This window comes from Streptomyces sp. NRRL F-5122, from assembly GCF_001507435.1.
GTDB classification, from domain to species: Bacteria; Actinomycetota; Actinomycetes; order Streptomycetales; family Streptomycetaceae; genus Streptomyces; species Streptomyces lannensis.
In genome coordinates this window covers 1-20,573 of sequence record NZ_LMWH01000287.1, presented here as the reverse complement: position 1 = coordinate 20,573, position 20,573 = coordinate 1, and the positions used below count along the sequence as shown (strand labels likewise).

Here is a 20,573-nt window from a genome sequence, read left to right as displayed (position 1 = left end):
AGAAGACGTTCACGTTCCCGGGCATGGACCGGTCGGAAGGCGCGCCGATCTGGTGGAGTACCGCAATATGCTCGTCGCCATTCGCAACCGCGTCGCCGATCTCAAGGGCAGGGGCCTTACGGTTGAACAGACCATTGCGGCCAAGCCCACCCAGCCCTTCGACGCCAAGTGGGGGCAGGGGATCATCGGCCCGGACCTCTTCACCAAGCTCGTCTATCGCGGCGTATGAGGTGTGTCGAATTGGGGACATACCGCAGTCCTCGACCTGGTCGTCCTCCAACGCTCGGAGGCCGGCTGGCCCGGGGCGACAAAGGGCGTCTTGGCAGTGTCCCGAGCCAGAGTTCCGAGACTGCTACGCCTCCAGGCATGACCAGAGCTGTCCGTGAAGGCCAGAGCGGAGGACGATTTCCTCTTCGTCAACCTCCCTCATTTCCTGTTGCATGGCCCTGTCCTCGTTCGACTGGCGCGATCGATCAACCTGATCTTGCGCAGTCAGGACACCGAAGCGTGGCGGCAGGCATTGGGCTTGTCCCGGGAGGGCAGGATGCCCGGCCGCGCCCGCTCACATACGACGGCACGCAAGTGGGAGACGTTCGGCCTCCACGGCGCCCTGGCCGGACATCTCGCCGTCTATCGACACCGCGGTCTCAGCCCGGCGGTGACGACGTCGGTCCCGCCGGGCGGCGAACCCCAACCAGTACGGGATGTCAAAGCGGCAGCAGGCCCGCGCGGTAAGCCGAGGTTCCAGGCGGTGCCCGGCCGGTGAACACAGCAGGCATCCCAAAGTAGGCATACCGACGCCAGGCCCTGTCGGCCGGCTACCGACTCAACCGGGCCAAGCTCGCCGAGGCGGCAGCCACCCTGGCCGCGGCGAAAGACCACCGCGCCCGCCGCATCGCCGAACGCATCATCACCGACCACGCGCCAACCTCACGGTCGAAGACTGCGACATCCGCACCTGATACCGGCTGTGGGCAAAGCTTTGCAGGCCACCACACCCGGCCGGCTCATCACCGCCATCAGCCGCGAGTGCGAGAAGACCGGCGACCGCCTGCTGCGCGCGTCCACGTCCACCACCAAGCCGTCGCAGACGTGCCTGTGCGGCGCACAGGTGACAAAGGCCCTCGCCGACCGGGACATGGTCTCCGGTGCACTCGCCGCGCACGTCCGGCTCACCAATCCTGACGACCCCAAGACCGCGGGCCTGGACATCGTCCAGGCCCGCATGACACAGATCTTGTTCGCAGAATGGCTGCAAGAAGCCCTGTCGAGTCAACCGCAGCGCGGTGCACGCCCCTGCAGGGGCCGCACCCACACGGCAGCCCAACGCCCCACCCCGGGGCAGCGGGCCTCTGCTCGGCGAAACACCACCGACCGGTACCGTCCCACCCCGAATGAGACCCGACCCGCACGCATGCGGCACAAGGTCCACGTCGGAACAGCCACCCCAGTAGGGAACGCACCGCCCACAGGCGGCGCACCCGAACAGGAACTGATCGGACGGCATCCCATCACAGGATGACTCTCAGGCAGAGTTGCGTCGGTCGCCCCGGCGGTCGGAGCCGCGGCCGCTGGTGCCGGCAGCACCGCCAGTGGCTCCGCCGGCCACTGCCCGGCGGCTCGGTCTGCGGACCACCTTGCCGGAGGCCGCACCGGCCGCCGCACCCGCCGTGGCTCGGCGGTCGGCGCCGCGACCGCCCGTGCCGGCGGTGCTGCCCGTGGTCCTGCCGGTTCCGGCCCGGCGGGCAGTACTCCGGCTTCCGGATGAGGAGTTGCCACCCGTCGCAGCCGACCCGTCCGCGGTCCGCCGGGCCGAACCCCGGCTCCCCGTCTCCGAGGCGTTGCCTGCCGTTGCCGTGGCCTTGCCGCCGTTTCGGCGACGGCGGTTGGACCGCTTGCCGGGCTCGGTGTCGGTCTTGCGGTCGGAGCGGGACACCGGTGGTGTCGCGGGCTGGGGGATCTCGATGGTCACGGGCACGCCCGAGGGCTCCCGAGCGCCGGTGATGGTGGCGAGTTCCGCGTCGCTCGACGTGATGCGGGCCGTACGGGGACGGATGCCGGCGTGCGACATGAGTCGGGTGACGTCCCGCTTCTGGTCGGGCAGGACCAGCGTGACCACACTGCCGGTGCCGCCGGCGCGGGCCGTGCGGCCGCCCCGGTGGACGTAGTCCTTGTGATCGGTGGGGGGATCGACGTTCACGACGAGGTCGAGGTCGTCGATGTGTATCCCACGGGCCGCGACGTTCGTCGCCACCAGCGCGGTCACATGGCCGTTCTTGAACTGCTCCAGGGTGCGGTTCCGCTGCGGCTGGGAGCGGCCTCCGTGCAGTGCCGCCGCGCGGACACCGACGGCCAGCAGTCGCTTGGCGAGCCGGTCGGCGGACCTCTTGGTGTCGAGGAAGAGGATGACCCGGCCGTCACGGGCCGCGATGCGCGTGACGACGGCCTTCTTGTCGGTCTCGTCCAGGACGTGGAGCACGTGGTGGTCCATGGTGGTCACCGCACCCGCGGACGGGTCCACGGAGTGCACCACCGGGTCGGTCAGGAACCGCTGCACCAGGCGGTCGATGTTGCTGTCCAGGGTGGCCGAGAAGAGCAACCGCTGTCCGTCGGGCCGTACTTGCTCGATCACCTTGGTGATCTGGGGCAGGAAGCCCATGTCGGTCATCTGGTCGGCTTCGTCCAGCACCGTGATGCGTACGCTGCCGAGCACACAGTCACCTTGTCCCACCAGGTCGTTGAGCCTGCCGGGGGTCGCCACGAGCACCTCGGCGCCGCGCCGGAGCGCAGCGGCCTGCTTGGTGATGGACAGCCCGCCGACCACAGTGGCCAGCCGGAGGTTCACCGCCGTCGCGTACGGGGTCAGGGCGTCCGTGACCTGCTGGGCGAGTTCACGGGTGGGGACCAGTACGAGGGCGAGGGGCGCCTTGGGCTCCGCGCGCAGGCCGGCCGTGCGGGCCAGGAGTGCAAGCCCGAACGCGAGGGTCTTCCCGGAGCCCGTGCGGCCCCGTCCCAGCAGGTCGCGGCCGGCGAGCGAGTTGGGCAGGGTGGCGGCCTGGATGGGGAAGGGAGACTTGACGCCTTGCTCGGTGAGGGTCTTGAGCAGTCCCGCGGGCAGGTCCAGATCGGCGAAGTCCCCGACGGCGGGAAGGGCGGGCGTCTTACTTTCCGGCAGCCGGAACTCCCTCGGCGACGACGCGGACTGCGACGGTGACGAGGCGCGCCGGTTCGACTTCTGGGGCCTACGGGACATGCGTTTGTTCACCTTCCTGGAAACAGCACAAACCGGGGTCCGCACCGTTACAGTGCGGACCCCGGTAAGCGGATACGCGCCGGGCGATCAGGCGGGGACGATGTTCTCCGCCTGCGGGCCCTTCTGGCCCTGCGTGACGTCGAAGGAGACCCGCTGGCCCTCCTGGAGCTCACGGAAGCCCTGGGTCGCGATGTTCGAGTAGTGGGCGAAGACGTCGGGGCCGCCGCCGTCCTGCTGAATGAAGCCGAAGCCCTTTTCGGCGTTGAACCACTTCACGGTTCCCTGTGCCATGACTTTCTCCTTTTGGTAGGCAGAGGCCCCATCCGGAGATGCCGGAAAAACAAATAATGCGCCTGCAGGAGAAACATTCCCGTCAGGCGCACATAGGTTCATGGGTACCACAACTGCAACACCTGAAGCTTAGCACAGCCCGGTGGCCGTCATGGATCATGGAGGTCAGGTGCGGGAGGTCTCTGAGCCTTGTCCACCGTCGGGACGTCCGACCGACCGCCGCCTCCGCTCTCGGTCCGGAGCCCGATCCGGCTGCCGTGGCCTGCAATGGTCGGCCACGGGGCGGGGGTGATGACGGGCCCAGGGCTCGGCCGGCCACGGCTGCCGGGCAGGGAGAGATATCGAAGCGGGCTCGCGCCCCCTGTACAGCCCGTGCCGGGACTCCTACTTCTCGCCGCCAGCGGACTGCGGGACCTTGGCCACGGCGTCGAGGGCGGCGTGCAGGTACGGGATGAGCCGCTCGGTGTCGGGGCCGTTGAGGGCGGTGTGACCGAGCAGCAGGCGGTTGAGCAGGACCCCGGCGCAGATGGCGATGAGGACGGCCGAGCGTCCGGTGGTGTCGGTACCGGGCAGCGCGTCGGCAAGTCTGCGCTGGTAGTTGCGTTCGATGCTGTCGCGCATGATGGCGGCGGCGCGGGGGTTGGAGGCGGAGCGGAGGGTGAGCAGCAGGCCGTCGGCCTGCGCGCCGCCTTCACCGGTCAGAAGCGTGCGCGCCGCTTCCGCATTGTGTTCGGGTGTCATCATCATGGACTTCTCGTAGGCCAGGTCGACGACTTCGGCGAACAGCCCTTCCTTCGAGCCGAAATACCGGCCGATCAGCCGGGTGTCCGCACCCGCGGCGTTCGCGATCTCGCGGAGTCCGGCCCCGTCGTATCCCCGCTGCGTGAAGGTTTCGCGGGCCGCTTTGAGGATGGCGGCTCGGGTGGCGGCCGAGTCACGACGGCGGGCAGGGGCGGGCGGATGTGCGTCCTGGCTCATGGTGCCCAGGTTACGAGACGCCTCGTGAGGCGATCGAACCCCGCACGGGCCCCGGCTACCGGTCGCGCACCGCTTGCGTCTGCCAAGGGCGCGGATGCTCCTGACGGTCACTGCCGTCCAGGTCGATCGGCGTATCGCCGTTGCACGCGCCCCGCGCGCCATGAGCCCTTGTCGACGTCAGGAGGTGGAGTCCGGACGCGGTCGGAAAGGGAGGGCTCACTGGCGCACGGCATCACATCCGCTTGCATGTCCACAGCTGTCGACATACGGTGTCCACGGGTGTGGACATAGCGGATGTGCCGCGCCACTGAACCGAACGACTAAGGATCCAGCATGCCTCTCCCCCAACGCTCCCTCGGCTCCGGCGGCCCGACCGTCGGCGCCATCGGCTACGGGTCGATGAGCTTCGCCCGTCCCTACGGGCAGAGCGCGCAGCACGCCACCGACGACACCGCGGACGCCCTGATCGGGCGCGCGGTCGAACTCGGCGTCACCCTCATCGACACCGCCGACGTCTACACCGGCAGCGAGGAGGCCATCGGCAGCGCCCTCCGCGGGCGCCGCGACAAGGTCGTCCTCGCCACCAAGTTCGGCATCGTGCGGGGCCTGAACCCCGAGGGTCCGCCGATCATCAACGGACGACCCGAGTATGTACGCGAGCGCATCGAGCGCTCACTGACCAAACTTGGCACCGATCACGTCGATCTCTACTACCAGCACCGCATCGACCCCGACGTGCCCATCGAGGAGACGGTCGGCGCGATGGCCGAACTCGTCAAGGAGGGCAAGGTACTTCACCTCGGACTGAGTGAGGCCGCACCCGACACCATTCGCCGCGCCCATGCGGTCCACCCCATCAGCGCCGTACAGACCGAGTGGTCGCTGTGGTCGCGCGAGATCGAGCAGGAGGTCTTCCCGCTCTGCCGTGAGCTGGGTATCGCGGTCGTCCCGTACAGCCCGCTCGGCCGGGGCATGCTCACCGGAAAGATCACGTCCCTCGCGGACCTGCCGGAGGGCGACTACCGCCGGCAGATGCCCCGCTTCTCCCCGGAGGCCTTCAACGCCAACCTGGCCGCCGTCCAGGCCGTCCAGGAGATCGCCCTCGCCCGTCAAGCCGCGCCTGGCCAGGTCGCCCTCGCCTGGCTGCTGGCCAAGGCTCCCGATGTCGTCCCGATCCCCGGCACCCTCCATGTCTCCCGCCTGGAGGAGAACAGCGCGGCGGTGGACGTGAAGCTCACGCTCGAGGAGATCACCCGCCTCGACGCCCTCCCTGTGGTCGGCGAACGCGAGATGGATCTGGGCAACAACTGGTTCGACGGCGTCACACCTCCCCTGCGGTAGCGAACGAGGGCGCGAGCGCCGGCGGACGAGGGCCGCGAACTGCCGGCGACAGCGAGGAAGTGCTCGTGGGAGCGCTCGTGGCCGGCGGTGCGGCGTCGGTGGCGAGCGCGCCCACGAGACAGCGGAGCGTGCACTCGACGGTCCGGTGGGGCGGACCGACCCGCCGGTCGCCCAGCTCATCGAGGACGGCCCGGTGGAGCCGTGCCCAACCAGGGCCGGCTCCACCGGACGGAGCGGCGGTGGACCGTCTGCCGGCACGGCCGCGGAAGCCTGGCGGCAATTACCGCCAGGCGTGAACGGGCGTATCCGAAAGACCAACCTCCGTGGCCGAGCACCCACGCTTGAACCGCCTTCACGAACGGTCCGCCGTCACTCGCTCAACCACGTCTGCCGTATCTGGACAACGAGCAGGCACCGCCGGAGCGGCCGACCGTGTCCCTCCCGGGTACGAGGCGCCGAGGCGAGAGTGGTCCGTCAGCTCACTTTCGCCAGAACAAGTGGTGGCTCACGCCGCTCGGGCTGGGCACGACCTCGAGATTGAACCGGTCGAGGAGCTCGTCGGGGGAATCCCAGAGCCGCAGTCCGGATCCCAGCTTCACCGGCGAGACCGCCACATGCATGGTGTCGACGAGGTCCGCGTCGAGGAACTGCCGGACGGTGGTGACGCCGCCACCGAGACGGACGTCCTTGCCCCGGGCCGCCTCCCGCGCCTGCTCGAGGACGATGGCCGGGTCACCGTCGACGAAGTGGAAAGTGGTGTCGGAGAGCGTGAACGAAGGACGCTTGTGGTGGGTCATGACGAACACCGGGGTACGGAACGGAGGCTCGTTCCCCCACCAGCCTCGCCACTCGTGATCGTTCCAGGGCCCGCGCTGGGGCCCGAACTTGTTGCGGCCCATGATCTCGGCACCGATGTTGCGTGCGTAGTCCCGTGTGAAGTAGTCGTCGAGGCCTCGGCTCCCGCCGGGATCGGTGCGCATGGGCCAACTCGCCGTGGCACCGGCCCAGGCGAAGAGCCTTCCAGGGTCGACGTGGCCGAAGGGCCTCTCAAGGCTCTGATGCTCACCGGCGCCGATTCCATCACTCGAGACATTGAAGTTCTGCACCCTCAGTAGCTGTGTCACGCGGTTCTCCCATGGTCGACGACAGTGACGAGACTCTCCGGGCTTGGAAAAGTCATCGCTGCGTCCAGCTGGCTGGAGATTTTTCCCTAGGGCCTCTAGGTTTTTCCTAGAGCACCTAGGAAGGTGGCGAGGACACATGGAGAGGGCCGGGTCGGCGGGAAGGCGGGTGACGATCGCGGACGCCGAGCCGACGGGTTCACCCGCGAGCGGTCACCGCAAGGTCCGCACCCTCGGCACTCTGCACAGCCTCATGGAGCACTGACCTCCGTCCTGAGAAGGAGACGCAGCATGACCGATCCGACCGTCGGCAGTCTGCGCGTGAACGGTGCAACCCTGCACTACGAAGTGCGTGGCCAAGGCCCGCTCCTGCTGCTGATCCCCGGAGGGACGGGCGGCGCGGCCTCCTTCGAGGACATCGTCGACAGCCTGGCCGCCGAGTACACCGTCGCGGCCTATGACCCACGGGGAATGTCGCGCAGCACGCTGGACGAACCCGAGTCCGAGCAGACAGTGGCGGAACACGCTGAAGACGCCTTCCGAATCATCGAGCTGCTGTCGCCCGATGAGCCCGCCCGGGTGTTCGGCGCCAGCTCGGGTGCGATCGTCGCTCTGCACCTGCTCACCGCGCACCCCGAGCGCGTCGCCCGCGTCGTTGCACACGAGCCACCAGTTGTGGAGGTCCTCCCGGACGCCGCCGACCACCGCGCGCTTCTCGCACACATACAGGAAACCTTCCGAGCACACGGGCTCATGCCGGCGATGACCGTGTTCGCCGCGGGCCTGAGAGGGGACGACGAGTCCGCACCGAAGCCCGAGATCGAGCTTCCGCCGCGAGCAGCGGCGCGTGCCGCGCAGACCATGGCCAACCTGCCCTACTTCGTAGCGCGCATCGTGCCCTGTTTCATGTCCTACGCCCCCGACCTCCACCGACTCAAGGCACTGTCGGACCGGCTCACGCTTGCCGGAGGGCAGGACTCGCGGGGCGAACTGCCCTATCCTGCGACCGCCGGCCTGGCCGGGCACCTGGGTACCGACCTCCTGCACTTCCCAGGCAGCCACATCGGCCTGACGACGCACCCGACCGAGTTCGCCGAATCCCTTCGCAAGGTCCTCCACGCATAGGTGCTCTGTCCGGGGAGGTTGCGGCGGGGGCCGCACAGTGTCGCCCCCGGGGCTGTATGGCCGGCGATCGTTGCCGGCTTTGGGACAGTGCGCAGGCCGGCTTCACCGCCGACATCACGCTGCTGTCCGGGGAGCAGGGAGGCGTGGAGGTCGTCTCCGGCGATCGCCTCGTTCAGCCGTCCGCTCCCCCTTGCACACTCACAGGAGTGGCACGGTGCCGCTCCGAGGCGCCCCTCCCTGGTTGTGGCGCCCTTCGCTCGTTCGCCCGGGCGGGGGCCAGACCCTCCCACCGAAACAGGCAAGGAGGCCGGCTGGAGGCACCGGACCACAACGCCGAACAAGGAGGGCGGAGTCGGCCCTCGTCCCGCCACAGCACACCACTCACCCGCCGACACTCACCTCGCGCGAACCGAGTCCGCAGTGCGACCCGTCGGCGGAAACGTCGGCCTCCGACCGGTCACGGTCGCCGCCACCGCCCCTTGACCAGCTCCCCATCAGGTGATGCGTGACTTTCCCGACAGAGCTCTATGTTGTGTCACCTGTTAGAGCGGAGACAAGATGCTCGCACCACTACACACTTTCTGCGGTCGATAGGCATCGTCACCGCCTTGACTGGTGACTCATTCGGTGCGAGTCTGACACTCGCGGAAGTAGAGGGACTCGATTTCCGCCAATGGGACTCGAAGGAGGCTGGCCATGGAAGGTCAGAGCATGATGGACAGCGCTGCGGCGGCCCGGCACGCACGGTTCGGCAAGCTGCCCGAGCGCATCCGCTACGAGGACATGGTTCAGGAGGAGCCGGTCACGCTGCACGACCCGGCAAGGGACGCCTACAACCCCGAAGGGTCATGGACGTCCTTCTCCTGCTTCGCCGCCGACCTGGGCCTCTGAGCCGAGTCCCATCCGCAACCACCTGCGAATCGGTTTGGCACAAGGCCGCCGAGTTCGTCGCCCGACGGATTCCGTCCTTGCCCACCACGGCACACCACGCCGCGTCGGACCGTGCAGGTAACCCCCCGCATCACGACGGCCTTTATTCCTTCCTGAAGTTGGCCGGGTACAGCTTGAGACAGGAACGCGTCAGGGCCGCACCCGGCACCCGGGTGCGGCCCCCATGTATACGGACCGTCCAGGAGGCGCGGTCGGCTTTCCAGGGGGCACGCGCCGCTCGCGCACTCGTCCTCCTCGAGGGACGTCGGCTCGCCGGACTGCCCACGGGCATGGCACAGGAGTTGGGTCGCCCCGCGGACGTCTTCCTACCGTGCCGCCAAAGCCCGGCACTTCGGGCGGCAGACGTGACCAGGCAATGGCCCGGTGCGCTGCCCGTCGCTGAACAGGACAGAACGAAGCGGGCTGCGCTTGCCGCCTGTTGGCACCTCGGGGCCCGTTCAAAGCCGAACGATGATTGACTGGCTCCGGCAATCGCAGCACCGACCTGCAGGAGAACCCCGTAGCCATGAGCCAGCCCTACGCGTACGAGTACAAGGTCGTCACCTTTCGGGAGTCGCTGATCGGCGATGCCCTGGACAGCGACAAGTTGGAGAAGGTGCTCAACAAGCACGCCGAGGACGGCTGGGGGCTGAAGGCCATAACGTCCGCCGACGTCAAGGGCCGCATCGGCCCGGGCGCGGTCGAGGGCCTGCTGCTCACCTTCGAACGGCCGCGCCAGTAACGTTGCAGTCCTTCGCCGTCCCGGAGCGCTGCCGCCGCGCCGGTGCTTGATGACACGGTTGTGCTTGGCGTCCCGGGTCCCGGGTCCCGGCGCCGGGACCCGGGACCCGGGACGCTTGCAACACCAATGAGCAACAGCTGCCGTGAGACCGGCGGACTGACCGCACCCAGCCATCATGGCCGTGTCGGTCGGCTCCTGCCGTGTGGCATCGACGGCGTGCTCGGCATTGGTGTGTGCCGCTGTGCGGCTCGCACACTGGGCGTCCAACGCCACACCCATCGCCAGGAGTTCGGCGCACGTTCGCGGAACTGCCCCCGTCTCGCACTCGCAGTAGGCCGATCCGGGCGCGTTGAGCCGCCAACTCGTCAGAGGACGTCGTAGGTAAGGTGCGTCGCGGTCGATGTCGAGGTCACGCTCCGCTGCACCAGCGTGCGGCGGGTTCCTCCGGTGAACAGTGGCGTCCCGCCGCCCAGCACTACGGGCGCCAGGTGCAGCGTCAGACCGTCGACCAGTCCGGCGTCCAGTGCCGAGCCGACCGTGGCGCCGCCGCCCATGAGGACGACGTCGAGTTCCTTGCCGCTGTCCGACGAGGCCGCCGCGGCGCGCCGGCGCGCGGTGGCGATGGCGTCGGGCAGGCCGGTGGTGACGAACGTCCAGTCGAGGTCGGTGAGCCGCACCGACTCCGGCGGTGATGTCGTCACGACAATGAAGGCCGGCTTGCCGACCTCGCGGGCACCGTATCCGGTCGTGTCGTCCCAGCCGTTCGGCCCGTCGACCAGGTCGAAGAGCCGGCGGCCGAGGACGACGGCTCCCGAGCGGGCCGTCGCCTCACGCAGAACCCTGCGGTCGTCCGGGTCGTCGGAGAACGCCCAGGTGTGCAGGGCCTCGCCGCCCGACCCCAGCCCGCTGTGCGGTCCGGGGTCCGGCCCGGTGACGAAGCCGTCGAGGGAGACCGAGATGTCGGCGATGATTCGAGTCATGCCAAGGCAGACCCGATCCGCTGTCCGAACTCATCGCTCACCCACGAGCCGCTGTCGTCGACGCCCGTACGCTCCGGACACCGACGCACGCCGTGTCCACGTGGTGGGCTCGAGGAAACGCACGCGAGGAGGTATCCGGCTCTGCTCGTGGTGAATTCAGCGCCTGGCAGGGCCACTGCCTATCGGCACGCGGTACAGGACGTACGGCTTGCGACGCAGGTCTCGGCCGCTGTTGTAGGCCGCTTGGCGATTGAGCTGGTTGGCCACCACATAGAGGTTTCGGTCGTAGCCCACGGAGAGGGTGTCCGGCCACAGCAATCGATCGTCCTGGACCACCGTTCGAAATGCGCCATCACGATCCCGCCGCACGATGGCGCGGCGCTCGATGTCACCGCCGTACACGCGGCCCGACTGGTCCATTTCCAGGCCGTCCGACATGCCCTTTGTCCCGAGGTCGTGTACCGACAGCCCATCCCGCTTGGACGAAGTGCGCCGTTTCACAAGGTCGTTGGTGCGGATCGCGTACAGCTTCCGGCTGGACAGAGGACAGAAGTACAGCCACGTTCCGTCCGGGGAGAGCGCGATGCCGTCGACCCCGATGCCCACCGGGGTTCCCGGTTCCTTACCCGGCTTGTTGAGGAACGGCACGCCGTCGATCACGGGGACGAAGTCGGGCTCCGGGAGCGTGGCCGGTACATCGTCCAGGCGACGCCACGACACCCCGCTCTCCAGGTGAACGACTATCAACCCGTTCGGACGGTCCGGCGTGGCATCGGTCAGGTACGCGTAGCCGCGGCGGAGATCAAAACGCACGTCATTGACGAAACTGCGAGGCCCCGCAATGTCTCGCGGGAAGACAATAGTCCTCACCACTCTATTCGTCTTCAGGTCGATGGCCACGATTTTTGGTCCGCCATCTGGGGCATCCGCCCATTCGACCCGCCCGGTGTCGACGACCCAGAGGCGCTCGGCAGCGTCGACGACAACGCTCTGCACCCCGAGAAAGTGACCCGCCGGGTCGCTCAGGTCCGCCTGGTTCACAGCGGCGTTCGGGTAGGCGACAGCAACGCCGTCACGAATCTCGGCGACCGAGAAAGGTACGTTGTCGCCCCAGCGTGGGAAGTTCACGAAGATGCGGCCGGACCGAGAGATGGTGACACCCGTGGGCATGGCGCCATCAAAGGTGGCCACCTGTTCCAACTCGACACCGGGCTCGACCCGATCCCGCTGTTGGGCCGCCCTTGCCTGCGGCGCACTGATCGCCAGGGACAGGCCGACCACTGCGGGGAGGGAGACGATCGCGCGTCGACTGGGCGTGCTGTGCGAACCGCTCGCCCGCGATATGGCATCAGACATGGTGCTGGGACTTCCTTCGAGACGAGGGGGGACACCTTGACGTACGGACGTCGGGCGAAATCCGGCCAGCAAGTCCCACACGTCAGCCGTCAAAGGGCTGCATACGAAGAGATCCGCCGTCCACAAACAGATATCCCACCTGCAACCGACCGGCAAATCGGACGATGACAAAGAGTGAAACACCACGGATGTGATCGTTCGCGCGCCCCTCGTATCGGTAAGGTCGCCGAACAAGGAGGGGTGACAACTTGAATCCCGTAGCGCTGCACTTCGTTCACCGTGCGAATCCCCCGCGTCCTGCTGCATCTCTTCGCAGTCGGCCAAGTGAGGCCTGCCAGGAAAAGAGTTGCGATGACGCGCGGGAAAGCCGGAACGAGCGGTGGTGACAGGCGCTCTCAGTCACAGGCCGAGTGCGTTCGGCGGTGCCGGTCCCGGCCGGGATCACCGTCTCTCGACACACCGCATCAAGGAGATCGCGATGAATGAGACAGCGAGGACCATGCCGGCTGTCGCCTACCGCAGCAGCCTCCCGATCGACGACCCCGAGAGCCTCATCGACATCGAGCTGCCTGTACCCCAGCCCGGCCCCCGGGACGTCCTGGTCCGCGTCGAGGCGATCGCCGTCAACCCGGTGGACTACAAGATGCGTCAGACCGCCGACCCGGGTGGTGAGCCCCGCGTGCTCGGCTGGGATGCGGCCGGGGTCGTCGTCGCGGTCGGTACCGACGGTGAGTTGTTCTCCGTCGGCGACGAGGTCTACTACGCCGGGGCCCTCGACCGGCCCGGCGCCAACTCTCGCTACCACGCGGTGGATGAGCGGCTGGTCGCGCGCAAGCCGGGCACTCTCTCCTTCACCGAGGCCGCAGCGCTCCCGCTGACCGCGCTCACCGCATGGGAGGGCCTCTTCGAACGCCTCGGGTTGCGTATCGGCGCCCTTGAACAGACCGGTGCTCTACTGCTTACCGCGGCCGCGGGCGGCGTCGGCTCCATGACCGCACAGCTGGCCCGCGCCCTGACCAGCCTGACCGTGATCGGAACGGCATCCCGCCCCGAGACCTCGGAGTTCGCCCGGCGGATGGGCTCCCAGTACATCGTCGACCATCACAAGCCGCTTGCCCCGCAACTCGCCAAGGTGGCACCCAGCGGTGTCGACTACGTCTTCTCCACGGCCGGCACCGACCGCAATCTGGCCGCGTACACCGACGTGCTCAACCCCTTCGGTCACATCGTCGCCACCGACGATTTCGACTCCCTGCCCATCGGCGCGCTCAAGCCGAAAAGCATCTCCTTCCACTGGGAGTTCATGTACACCCGTTCCATGTTCCAGACGGCGGACCAGGCGATGCAGCACCACATCCTCACGCAGGTCGCGCGCCTGGCCGACGTCGGCATCCTGAGCACCACCGCCACGCGCGACCTCGGCCCCATCAACGCCGCCTCCCTGCGCGAGGCGCACCGCCTCCAGGAATCGGGCACCACCATCGGCAAGACCACACTCACCGGCTTCCAGGAGTGACGGTTTCTTCTGCGTGCGTGGGCATGGCCAGACGACGAACCACCCCGGCCATGAGCAGCCGCAGGCCTTCGAGGCCCGCCCAATTGGCGTCCGGCACGTCCGAACCCGACCACCGTGGTCAGCTGGGTTTCACCGGTGCACTGCTGCCCCCGCGACGTCGACCGCTGAGCTCGGCGTCGAGTGTCTCCTGAGCTACGCGCATGACCCCGGCGTACGCGGGGTCCTGCAGCCGCTTCCAGATCTCGTCCTCAGAGACCTCCTCAACGCGGCTGACCACCCACCAGATGTTGCCGAAGGGGTCTTTCACCCGCCCTCCGCGCTGTCCGAAAGCGTCATCCGCCATAGCAGTGACGACCCGGCCGCCGGCAGCGACAGCTTGTGAAAACGCCTTGTCCGCGTCTGCGACGAAGACGCGCAGCAGGCTTGGCATGGTGGGCCAGTCCGCGTGTCGGTCGAAGGCCAGCACGACAGTGTCGCCGACTCGGATCTCACCGTGGCCGATCAAACCGTCCTCGGTCGACACCCGCCCCAGTTCCTCACCCCCGAACGCCTGGGAGACGAAGTCGAGAAAGGCCCCGGTGTCGTCGGTGACGACCCAGGGTGCAACGGTGGTGTAACCCGACGGCGCGGCATTGATCTGCTCGGGCATCTCTGTCCCCTCGACGATGTCGGCTGCTAGCAGCGCCCATAGGCGCCATATAGGTCTGCTTCCGTCCTAGAAGTTGAGCGGACGTAGGTCGCGCCGAACTGTGAGCCGCTGTAAGTCGCTTCCCTCCAGGGACCGCGCCGGCCCCCGACACGCCCCGTTGAACCGTCCCGGGGCACAGCGCCAGGGTTCCTCTTACGCCGGCGCGGCTCCGCCACCCGGAGGCCGGCGGAGCAGGTGCAGACAGACCACCGATGCGACGACGGTCCGCCGTTCGAAGGCGTTCAGGCGAGGGTCCGTTTCGACAACGTACTGCTGCAACCCGATCCACGAATCAATGGTGCTCACCGTGACCCGGCCGAGGATCTCCGGCGCTGGGTCCTCCTCCGGATCGGTCTCCGTGAGATGCCATTCGACGTTCAGGAGACCCGGACGTGTAAGAAGGAGTTGGCGCCCCTGCTCAGTCCTGAGACTCAACTGCCGGGTCTTCATCAGTCCACGGGCACCGGCGGTACCAACCTCCCGGTCCTCGGCATCGGTGAAGCGGAACTCCGTCGGCCCGAACTGCTCGATACGGACGATGAACTCGCCGGACGTTTTCGTCAGGACGGAGAACGTGTCGTCGGTGTAGGTGACCCAGGCGAGCGGGGTCCCCTCCACGGTGGACACGGCCAGCGCGGGGCCCACATATCTGCGCCACCATGAACGCTTCGGCTGACCCACCACAACGGCTTCCAGCCCGAACAGACCGGGATCCGTCATCGGTCCCCCTTCCCTCGCCGCTCGACAACAGCCGACACCGTCACATAATCCGCGGCCGGCTGTCTCAGCAGTTCGCGCTATAGCGAATACAAGTAGGTGACGTGGAGTGGCTGTTGTCCCACTCCTGCCGCTCAGCCGCCAGTATCCCGCCCGCCAGGAGAGCCACCAATAGATGCGCGACCACCGTCCAGCGGGCACGGAGGACTCCCGCGAGAACTGCCAGGACGAGCACAGCAATCAGCAGTATTCGTACCCGATCCATGTGTGCGAGGCCGGCCGCGTCGATCCGTACTTGATCGCCTTGCGCTGCCCATACCTCGAGACCGAATCCATAAATCCAGTCCAGAGCGAGCCACGCGGTCTCCAACAGCAGCAGCGGGACAGCGAAGGCCAGGTCCACGGCCAGGCGTGTTCTGTGCGACCAGGGGCGCCGCCGGTTCGGGGCGGGAAGGGTATCGGCCATGGGTGCAGGATGCCCCGGCTGGTGGTGGTGCGCATGAGCACCCGTACTCAACTCCGGTACCACCGTGTCATCGCCGCTGTCCAGGTCTTCTGCGGGTCGGCGACCGGGGCACCGGGATAGGCTGCGCCGATGAAACGGATCTTGGTGGTGGGTGTCACCGGTGCCGGCAAGTCCACGCTCGCGCAAGCCTTGAGCAGGCGCTCAGGTCTGCCGTACCACGAGATGGACGCGCTGTACTTCAACGGCCCCGACTGGGCGGTCAACGGCGCGTTGGCCGAGGACGTGGCACGGCTGACCGCCGAGCCCTGCTGGATCATCGACTCACTCGGCTACCCGGAAGTCCGTGACCTGCTCTGGGACCGGGCCGACACGGTGATATGGCTGGACTATCCACGACGCGTCATCATGCCTCGCGTCCTGCGCCGGTCCTTCCGGCGCACCGTCAGACGCGAAGTCCTCTTCGGCGGTAACAGGGAGACCTGGAAGGGTTGGCTGAGCCGGGAACACCCGGCCTGGTGGGCGTGGTCCCAGCAGGGGACCCGTCGCGAAGAGCTCGAGCGTCGTGTCCGCGATCCCTGCTTCGCCCCTCTCCAGAGCCTGCGCTTCCGCCGGCCCAGGGAGACGGCGGCCTGGCTGGCATCCCTCTGACCCGGCGGGCAAGCCGGATCTGCTTCTTCAGAGGGCGTCGGTATCAATCCTGAAAGTGAAGACCTGGCCACTGCTCCTGTCCTACGGAAGCGCGCCCGCCTGCGCTCGAGTCACAGCCGGGGAGAGGGTGCGAGGCCACTCGTGAAGCTCACACGGCACATGCCGGCCAGCACAAGGCGGGTCAGGAGCGATCACCAGGCAATTCGGCCTTGCAGCCGCCGGTGGACCTCTTCACGGATGTCGGCCGCGAGGACCCCGGTCCTGCCCCACGAGACGACCGGCTCGGCCACATGGCGCAGCTTGATATTGGTGCACATCGATGTCTCGCGAAGCACATCCCAGACCTCGGCCGACGTCATACGCGTCATGGCGACGACGACTCCGATGGCCTGGTCGATCACGGCGTCGGCGTTCATGTCCCGCTCAAGCGGCGCGACCTGAGCCTCAAGCTGATCGATCTGCCCGGGCGAGTCGGCGTTCGGCTCCGAAACCGCGTCAGAGAGGCCATCCGCGTGGATGTCCACGTTGCCTCCGTGGTGGGGGGGGTGGGTATTCCACAGTGCGAGTGTCCAGCCTTGGGCCGAGTACGCCCGCCGATTGTTCGCCGTGATCACAGTATGGGTCGGTGTCGGCGGTGACGGGCAGGTGAAGCCTGGCACTCCAGCGGCAGCAGAAGCCCTACTACTCCGGAAGACACCGACGGCACGGGATGAACGTGCAGGTGATCGCGGATGCGGCCGGACGCCTCGTGCGGGCGCCCGTGGCGCTTCCCGGCAGGCACACCCCCTGACCGCTGCGCGAACCCACGGCATCATCGCCGCGTTGAGCAACGCTGAAGTGATGACCTTCGCCGACGATGCGTATCACGCTGCCGCCGATTGCACGCGTACCTGTTCAGCGGCACCACTACCGGCCGAAGCTGTCGCCCCGGCAGAAAGCCGTGGGAATGAGAAACGCTCAGCCGTGGCGACCGACCTTGGTGATGAGTTTTCACGCCCGCACCCGTCACACCTACGACGGGACACGACGCGGCAGAAGGATGGCGTGATGAGTGCGGACACACGGCTGGAGGAGCTGGACGTGAGCGGTCTGGGCGAGGTCGACGAGCCGACGTTCTCGGGCCTGGCGGAGAGGCACCGGCGCGAGCTGCACGTGCACTGCTACCGGATGCTCGGGTCGTTCGAGGACGCCGAGGACACCGTGCAGGAGACGTACCTCCGTGCTTGGCGGCGGCGGGAGACCTTCGAGGGGCGGTCGACGTTCCGGGCCTGGCTGTACCGGATCGCCACCAACGCCTGCCTGGACCTGCTCGCCAAATGCCGTCCGGAGCCTGCGACCGACGGCGAGGTGCTGTGGCTGCAGCCCTACCCGGACCGGCTGCTCGACGAGCTGCCCGCGGGCGACGCGGACGAGCCGGAGACCGTCGCCGTCGCGCGGGAGACGATCGAGCTGGCGTACCTGGTCGCAGTCCAGCACCTCGCGCCGCGCCCGCGGGCCGTGCTGATCCTGCGGGACGTGATCGGCTGGCCGGCGAAGGACGTCGCGCAGCTCCTTGGAGACTCCGTCAACTCCGTGAACAGCGCGCTGCAGCGGGCTCGCGCCGGCATGCGGGGACACCTGCCCGCCGAGCGGCAGGACTGGACCGGCGGCGAACAGGACGCCGGGACGCGTGAGCTGGTGCGACGCTATACCGACGCCAGCGTGGCCACGGATGTCGACGGGCTCGCCGCACTGCTGCGGGACGACGTCCGCTGCTCGATGCCGCCCACGCCGGGCCTGTACGTCGGCCGCGACGCGGTGGTGAACGACTGGGTCGAGAGCGGCTTCGAGGGTTTGAAGGGCCTGCGCGCCGTCCTCACCTCCGTGAACCGGCAGCCCGCCGTCGCCTTCTACCTCTGGCGGAAGCGGGAAGGCGCGTACCTGCCGCTGACGATCGACGTCCTGCGTGTCACCGGCGGGGCGATCACCGAGATCGTCACGTTCCATGACGACCATTTCCCGCGGCTCGGGCTGCCGGAGCGCCTGCCGGCGGAGGGCACCGAGTAGTCCCGGTACGGACGCTCGCGCTGCGCGGTGGCGCGCGCCGCGGTGGTCGCGGCGGAGTGGTGCGACGCGCTCGGCGTCGTCACCCGCGGGCGGATGCAGGTGGAGCCTCACGACGGCGAGCCCGGGCCGGACCTCGGACGCGACGCCGGGTTCCGGCTCCGCGGCACCGGCGTCCACGCCCTGCGGAACGCCGGCCATCGCACGGCGAGAGTGCGCATGGTCACCCCCAGGAACAGGACCGTCACATGCCAGTCAACACCCCGTACGCCACTTAGCGAGTGATGGAGGAACGACATGAACGGCATGAATGACACCGAGATCGTCGCAGGGACGGCAACGGGCCGGACCAACCGCACTCACCGACTCCGCAGACTTGCCGGTTTCGGCTTCGTTGCCACGCTCGGGGCGATGGTGGCCACCACCCTCGCCGCGGCGCTCGCCCAGGCCGTTGGCGTCGACTTCCAGGTCCCCGATGGTGGCGAGACGATCCCGTTGTCCGGATTCGCCGTGGTGACCGGCTTCTTCTCGGTCGTGGGCATCGTCATCGCCGTCGCTCTTCTTCGTTGGAGCGATCGTCCAGCCAAGCGATTCGTGTGGACGGCAGTGTCGCTGACCGCGATCTCGTTTATCCCGCCCCTCCTCTCCGAGGCGAACACCGCAACCGTCACCGCCCTCCTCGGGCTGCACCTCGTCCCTGCGACGGTGATGATCCCCACTCTGGCGCGAAGCCTCCGCTCCCGGACCGATTGACGATCCCGCAACGGACGGACGTGCGGCGCAAAGCGTGCACGAGCGCGCCGCCGTGGCCCCGGGCTGCCACCCTCCATTCCAGGTTCCTTTTCTTCATCAATTCGAAAGCGGCGTCGTGCGTACGAAGACGATGGAGCGCAAGCAGTGGGCGATTTTCGTCAGGTGGAACGAATGGTATGAAGCAGGGACAGTCGAGTCGGGCAGTCATCCGGGGGAACGGAGGGATTGATGCCCGCTATGACGGACTGGAGTCGCTCTTCGTGGCTTACCGTCAACCGTCGGACGACATTCGGTAGCTCGGGGTCCGGAGGCCAGGCAGGTCGTCTCGGCGGACTGTGTCCAGCCACTCGGGCAGTCGTCGGCCCTGTCATGACCGGCGGCAACGGCAGTGACGTCACCCGGCTCAGCTCCGGTCCCGAGACCATAAGGACAAGAAGAGGGAGGCGCCATGGCGATGGACGGACTGCCGGGCGTTCTGGCCGACTGGACCGACTACGACGCGACGGGTTTCGAACCGGGGAAGTTGTCGGCCGGTGGTGATCGCAATGCGTGCCGTCAGTCGAACGCCACCACCAGGCGGACACCGTCGCCACCAAAGCGGCCGGCCAGAGCCCTCATCACGGCGAAGACGTGCGGCCAGTGGGTTTCCGGTCCCAAGACAGCGCCCGCGGTCAGCGGTTCGTACGCGCAGACCAAATCCCCGGTGGTCCACTCAACGCGTTCTGTGGTGCTGTGCAAGTCCGCAGGCGGAACGCCTACCACTGACAGGAGCTCCGAAGGCCAGGGACGGCAGACGAACTGGCGATGCGATGTCGACGGCAACGATGCTTTGTGCCACGTCACCCGGCCGACGAATTCCTCAGGGGTGGTTGAGGGATCGAGGGAATCGAGCTCCGCCCAGGTGACCCAGCTTGCGCTGTCCATCTCGCCCGAGGCGACCCAGGACCCCAACTGCGAGCGCATACGGCTCGACAGGTCAACCGGAAGGCCGCGGCCCGGTGCGAGTGGCTGAAAGCCAACGTAATTGCGCGCTCCGAAGAGAAGGCCGAAGGCCGTGTAGTCGGTCTCGTCGTACAGCGGCCATAGATCCATGGCGGCCACCCACGGGTCGCCTTCGTAGAAGTCGGTGCCGAAATGAGGATGGCGAAACTCGATGCCGCCGTAGATGTCCGTACTCATGATGGCGCACCGTAACGGCCTCCCGTTGCATGGCTCACCTCATTATTGGCGGTGAGTAATGGAGACAGCCGGTGTCCCGGGGGATGCGCAGGCTGCAGCGTGCTCCGGCCTTCCCTACGGTCGCGGCCAATGGGCTGTGAACGAGGATCGGAATGCCCCAGGGACCGTTCCGCAGCAGGAGGCTCAACTCTCGGGCGTCGCCGCACCCCCGCGCGCGAGGCCTCCCGACACGCGCCGCAAGGCGCACTCACCCCTTGTCGTCATCGGACTCGCCCTCGCGGAGAAACCACAGGTCAAGGGCGTACTGCTCCGCGACAGGTGAGTCCTCCCGTGCACAACCGATCTCCTCAGTGGTCCTTACCTTGGTCATCGGTTTGGTCCAGCCATTCGTAGGGTTGGGGCATCCGGGGGTGTGAGGTGTGGCTTTCAGTGGTCTGCCGACCGTG

At 67.8% G+C, this 20,573-nt stretch carries 22 protein-coding genes and 1 pseudogene; 12 read left to right on the top strand and 11 right to left on the bottom strand.

Annotated elements, in window-relative coordinates:
* Positions 1 to 52 precede the first annotated feature (52 nt).
* Both ADL25_RS51275 and ADL25_RS40875 read left to right on the top strand, forming a co-directional pair.
* Positions 53 to 229, top strand: coding sequence for a hypothetical protein (locus ADL25_RS51275; protein ID WP_234381258.1), 177 nt, complete (start codon positions 53 to 55; stop codon positions 227 to 229).
* Between the two features lie 741 nt (positions 230 to 970).
* Complete coding sequence (locus tag ADL25_RS40875; protein WP_159045130.1) at positions 971 to 1,522, top strand: hypothetical protein; 552 nt, start codon at positions 971 to 973, stop codon at positions 1,520 to 1,522.
* 3 nt (positions 1,523 to 1,525) lie between these two features.
* Here the strand turns inward: ADL25_RS40875 and ADL25_RS40870 are convergent, their stop codons facing one another.
* The 3 genes from ADL25_RS40870 to ADL25_RS40860 form a co-directional block, all read right to left on the bottom strand.
* Positions 1,526 to 3,253: a DEAD/DEAH box helicase gene (locus tag ADL25_RS40870; protein WP_059133011.1), complete on the bottom strand. Its 1,728-nt coding sequence runs from the start codon at positions 3,251 to 3,253 to the stop codon at positions 1,526 to 1,528.
* Between the two features lie 87 nt (positions 3,254 to 3,340).
* Positions 3,341 to 3,544 (bottom strand): cold-shock protein, encoded by a 204-nt coding sequence (locus ADL25_RS40865; protein WP_023544341.1) that lies wholly within the window; start codon positions 3,542 to 3,544, stop codon positions 3,341 to 3,343.
* Positions 3,545 to 3,928: 384 nt separating this feature from the next.
* Positions 3,929 to 4,522, bottom strand: coding sequence for a TetR/AcrR family transcriptional regulator (locus ADL25_RS40860; RefSeq protein ID WP_059133010.1), 594 nt, complete (start codon positions 4,520 to 4,522; stop codon positions 3,929 to 3,931).
* Between the two features lie 333 nt (positions 4,523 to 4,855).
* On the opposite strand from ADL25_RS40860, the gene ADL25_RS40855 reads away from it, so the two are divergent.
* Complete coding sequence (locus tag ADL25_RS40855; RefSeq protein ID WP_059133009.1) at positions 4,856 to 5,863, top strand: aldo/keto reductase; 1,008 nt, start codon at positions 4,856 to 4,858, stop codon at positions 5,861 to 5,863.
* A 479-nt stretch (positions 5,864 to 6,342) separates the two neighbouring features.
* Here ADL25_RS40855 and ADL25_RS40850 read toward each other — a convergent pair whose 3' ends face one another.
* A complete protein-coding gene (locus tag ADL25_RS40850; RefSeq protein ID WP_059133008.1) occupies positions 6,343 to 6,987 on the bottom strand; it encodes a dihydrofolate reductase family protein in 645 nt (214 codons plus the stop codon).
* A 136-nt stretch (positions 6,988 to 7,123) separates the two neighbouring features.
* On the opposite strand from ADL25_RS40850, the gene ADL25_RS51715 reads away from it, so the two are divergent.
* From ADL25_RS51715 to ADL25_RS40835, 4 genes are all read left to right on the top strand, one after another.
* The gene (locus tag ADL25_RS51715; protein WP_267889303.1) at positions 7,124 to 7,249 is read left to right on the top strand and encodes a hypothetical protein; all 126 of its coding nucleotides are present in this window, start codon (positions 7,124 to 7,126) and stop codon (positions 7,247 to 7,249) included.
* Positions 7,250 to 7,275: 26 nt separating this feature from the next.
* Entirely contained in the window at positions 7,276 to 8,109 is an 834-nt protein-coding gene (locus ADL25_RS40845) for an alpha/beta fold hydrolase (RefSeq protein WP_059133007.1), read from the top strand.
* 696 nt (positions 8,110 to 8,805) lie between these two features.
* A complete protein-coding gene (locus tag ADL25_RS40840) occupies positions 8,806 to 9,000 on the top strand; it encodes a hypothetical protein (RefSeq protein ID WP_059133006.1) in 195 nt (64 codons plus the stop codon).
* 565 nt (positions 9,001 to 9,565) lie between these two features.
* Positions 9,566 to 9,781, top strand: coding sequence for a DUF4177 domain-containing protein (locus tag ADL25_RS40835; protein WP_059133005.1), 216 nt, complete (start codon positions 9,566 to 9,568; stop codon positions 9,779 to 9,781).
* 365 nt (positions 9,782 to 10,146) lie between these two features.
* On the opposite strand, the gene ADL25_RS40830 is transcribed toward ADL25_RS40835, so the two are convergent.
* Positions 10,147 to 10,761: a dihydrofolate reductase family protein gene (locus ADL25_RS40830; protein WP_059133004.1), complete on the bottom strand. Its 615-nt coding sequence runs from the start codon at positions 10,759 to 10,761 to the stop codon at positions 10,147 to 10,149.
* A gap of 156 nt (positions 10,762 to 10,917) precedes the next feature.
* The gene (locus ADL25_RS40825; protein ID WP_063805856.1) at positions 10,918 to 12,117 is read right to left on the bottom strand and encodes an L-dopachrome tautomerase-related protein; all 1,200 of its coding nucleotides are present in this window, start codon (positions 12,115 to 12,117) and stop codon (positions 10,918 to 10,920) included.
* A 478-nt stretch (positions 12,118 to 12,595) separates the two neighbouring features.
* Between ADL25_RS40825 and ADL25_RS40820 the strand changes: the two genes are divergently transcribed.
* Positions 12,596 to 13,633 (top strand): zinc-binding alcohol dehydrogenase family protein, encoded by a 1,038-nt coding sequence (locus tag ADL25_RS40820; protein WP_059133016.1) that lies wholly within the window; start codon positions 12,596 to 12,598, stop codon positions 13,631 to 13,633.
* Positions 13,634 to 13,751: 118 nt separating this feature from the next.
* On the opposite strand, the gene ADL25_RS40815 is transcribed toward ADL25_RS40820, so the two are convergent.
* The 3 genes from ADL25_RS40815 to ADL25_RS47390 form a co-directional block, all read right to left on the bottom strand.
* Positions 13,752 to 14,282: a VOC family protein gene (locus ADL25_RS40815; RefSeq protein WP_059133003.1), complete on the bottom strand. Its 531-nt coding sequence runs from the start codon at positions 14,280 to 14,282 to the stop codon at positions 13,752 to 13,754.
* A 192-nt stretch (positions 14,283 to 14,474) separates the two neighbouring features.
* Complete coding sequence (locus ADL25_RS40810) at positions 14,475 to 15,041, bottom strand: hypothetical protein (protein ID WP_059133002.1); 567 nt, start codon at positions 15,039 to 15,041, stop codon at positions 14,475 to 14,477.
* Between the two features lie 64 nt (positions 15,042 to 15,105).
* Positions 15,106 to 15,504, bottom strand: coding sequence for a DUF6234 family protein (locus tag ADL25_RS47390; RefSeq protein ID WP_234381257.1), 399 nt, complete (start codon positions 15,502 to 15,504; stop codon positions 15,106 to 15,108).
* Between the two features lie 129 nt (positions 15,505 to 15,633).
* Between ADL25_RS47390 and ADL25_RS40800 the strand changes: the two genes are divergently transcribed.
* A complete protein-coding gene (locus ADL25_RS40800; RefSeq protein ID WP_059133000.1) occupies positions 15,634 to 16,152 on the top strand; it encodes an adenylate kinase in 519 nt (172 codons plus the stop codon).
* A gap of 191 nt (positions 16,153 to 16,343) precedes the next feature.
* Here the strand turns inward: ADL25_RS40800 and ADL25_RS40795 are convergent, their stop codons facing one another.
* Positions 16,344 to 16,676 (bottom strand): ANTAR domain-containing protein, encoded by a 333-nt coding sequence (locus ADL25_RS40795; protein ID WP_059132999.1) that lies wholly within the window; start codon positions 16,674 to 16,676, stop codon positions 16,344 to 16,346.
* Positions 16,677 to 16,822: 146 nt separating this feature from the next.
* On the opposite strand from ADL25_RS40795, the pseudogene ADL25_RS52495 reads away from it, so the two are divergent.
* From ADL25_RS52495 to ADL25_RS50100, 3 genes and pseudogenes are all read left to right on the top strand, one after another.
* A pseudogene (locus ADL25_RS52495) lies at positions 16,823 to 17,110 on the top strand (transposase family protein); the annotation flags it as partial.
* A gap of 89 nt (positions 17,111 to 17,199) precedes the next feature.
* Positions 17,200 to 18,198 (top strand): RNA polymerase subunit sigma-70, encoded by a 999-nt coding sequence (locus tag ADL25_RS40790; protein WP_059132998.1) that lies wholly within the window; start codon positions 17,200 to 17,202, stop codon positions 18,196 to 18,198.
* 294 nt (positions 18,199 to 18,492) lie between these two features.
* Positions 18,493 to 18,948, top strand: coding sequence for a DUF6069 family protein (locus tag ADL25_RS50100; RefSeq protein ID WP_059132996.1), 456 nt, complete (start codon positions 18,493 to 18,495; stop codon positions 18,946 to 18,948).
* A gap of 555 nt (positions 18,949 to 19,503) precedes the next feature.
* Here the strand turns inward: ADL25_RS50100 and ADL25_RS40775 are convergent.
* Entirely contained in the window at positions 19,504 to 20,127 is a 624-nt protein-coding gene (locus tag ADL25_RS40775) for a hypothetical protein (protein ID WP_059132995.1), read from the bottom strand.
* Positions 20,128 to 20,573 lie beyond the last annotated feature (446 nt).

Bases quoted from the DNA above. Each gene is read 5' to 3' on its own strand.
- ADL25_RS40845 (WP_059133007.1), top strand. From the start codon at position 7,276: ATGACCGATCCGACCGTCGGCAGTCTGCGCGTGAACGGTGCAACCCTG.
- ADL25_RS40800 (WP_059133000.1), top strand. From the start codon at position 15,634: ATGAAACGGATCTTGGTGGTGGGTGTCACCGGTGCCGGCAAGTCCACG.
- ADL25_RS50100 (WP_059132996.1), top strand. From the start codon at position 18,493: ATGAACGGCATGAATGACACCGAGATCGTCGCAGGGACGGCAACGGGC.
- ADL25_RS40825 (WP_063805856.1), bottom strand. From the start codon at position 12,117: ATGTCTGATGCCATATCGCGGGCGAGCGGTTCGCACAGCACGCCCAGT.
- ADL25_RS40840 (WP_059133006.1), top strand. From the start codon at position 8,806: ATGGAAGGTCAGAGCATGATGGACAGCGCTGCGGCGGCCCGGCACGCA.
- ADL25_RS40830 (WP_059133004.1), bottom strand. From the start codon at position 10,761: ATGACTCGAATCATCGCCGACATCTCGGTCTCCCTCGACGGCTTCGTC.
- ADL25_RS40820 (WP_059133016.1), top strand. From the start codon at position 12,596: ATGAATGAGACAGCGAGGACCATGCCGGCTGTCGCCTACCGCAGCAGC.
- ADL25_RS40855 (WP_059133009.1), top strand. From the start codon at position 4,856: ATGCCTCTCCCCCAACGCTCCCTCGGCTCCGGCGGCCCGACCGTCGGC.
- ADL25_RS40870 (WP_059133011.1), bottom strand. From the start codon at position 3,253: ATGTCCCGTAGGCCCCAGAAGTCGAACCGGCGCGCCTCGTCACCGTCG.
- ADL25_RS40790 (WP_059132998.1), top strand. From the start codon at position 17,200: ATGAGTGCGGACACACGGCTGGAGGAGCTGGACGTGAGCGGTCTGGGC.
- ADL25_RS40815 (WP_059133003.1), bottom strand. From the start codon at position 14,282: ATGCCCGAGCAGATCAATGCCGCGCCGTCGGGTTACACCACCGTTGCA.
- ADL25_RS40775 (WP_059132995.1), bottom strand. From the start codon at position 20,127: ATGAGTACGGACATCTACGGCGGCATCGAGTTTCGCCATCCTCATTTC.
- ADL25_RS51715 (WP_267889303.1), top strand. From the start codon at position 7,124: ATGGAGAGGGCCGGGTCGGCGGGAAGGCGGGTGACGATCGCGGACGCC.
- ADL25_RS40835 (WP_059133005.1), top strand. From the start codon at position 9,566: ATGAGCCAGCCCTACGCGTACGAGTACAAGGTCGTCACCTTTCGGGAG.
- ADL25_RS40865 (WP_023544341.1), bottom strand. From the start codon at position 3,544: ATGGCACAGGGAACCGTGAAGTGGTTCAACGCCGAAAAGGGCTTCGGC.
- ADL25_RS40810 (WP_059133002.1), bottom strand. From the start codon at position 15,041: ATGACGGATCCCGGTCTGTTCGGGCTGGAAGCCGTTGTGGTGGGTCAG.
- ADL25_RS40860 (WP_059133010.1), bottom strand. From the start codon at position 4,522: ATGAGCCAGGACGCACATCCGCCCGCCCCTGCCCGCCGTCGTGACTCG.
- ADL25_RS47390 (WP_234381257.1), bottom strand. From the start codon at position 15,504: ATGGCCGATACCCTTCCCGCCCCGAACCGGCGGCGCCCCTGGTCGCAC.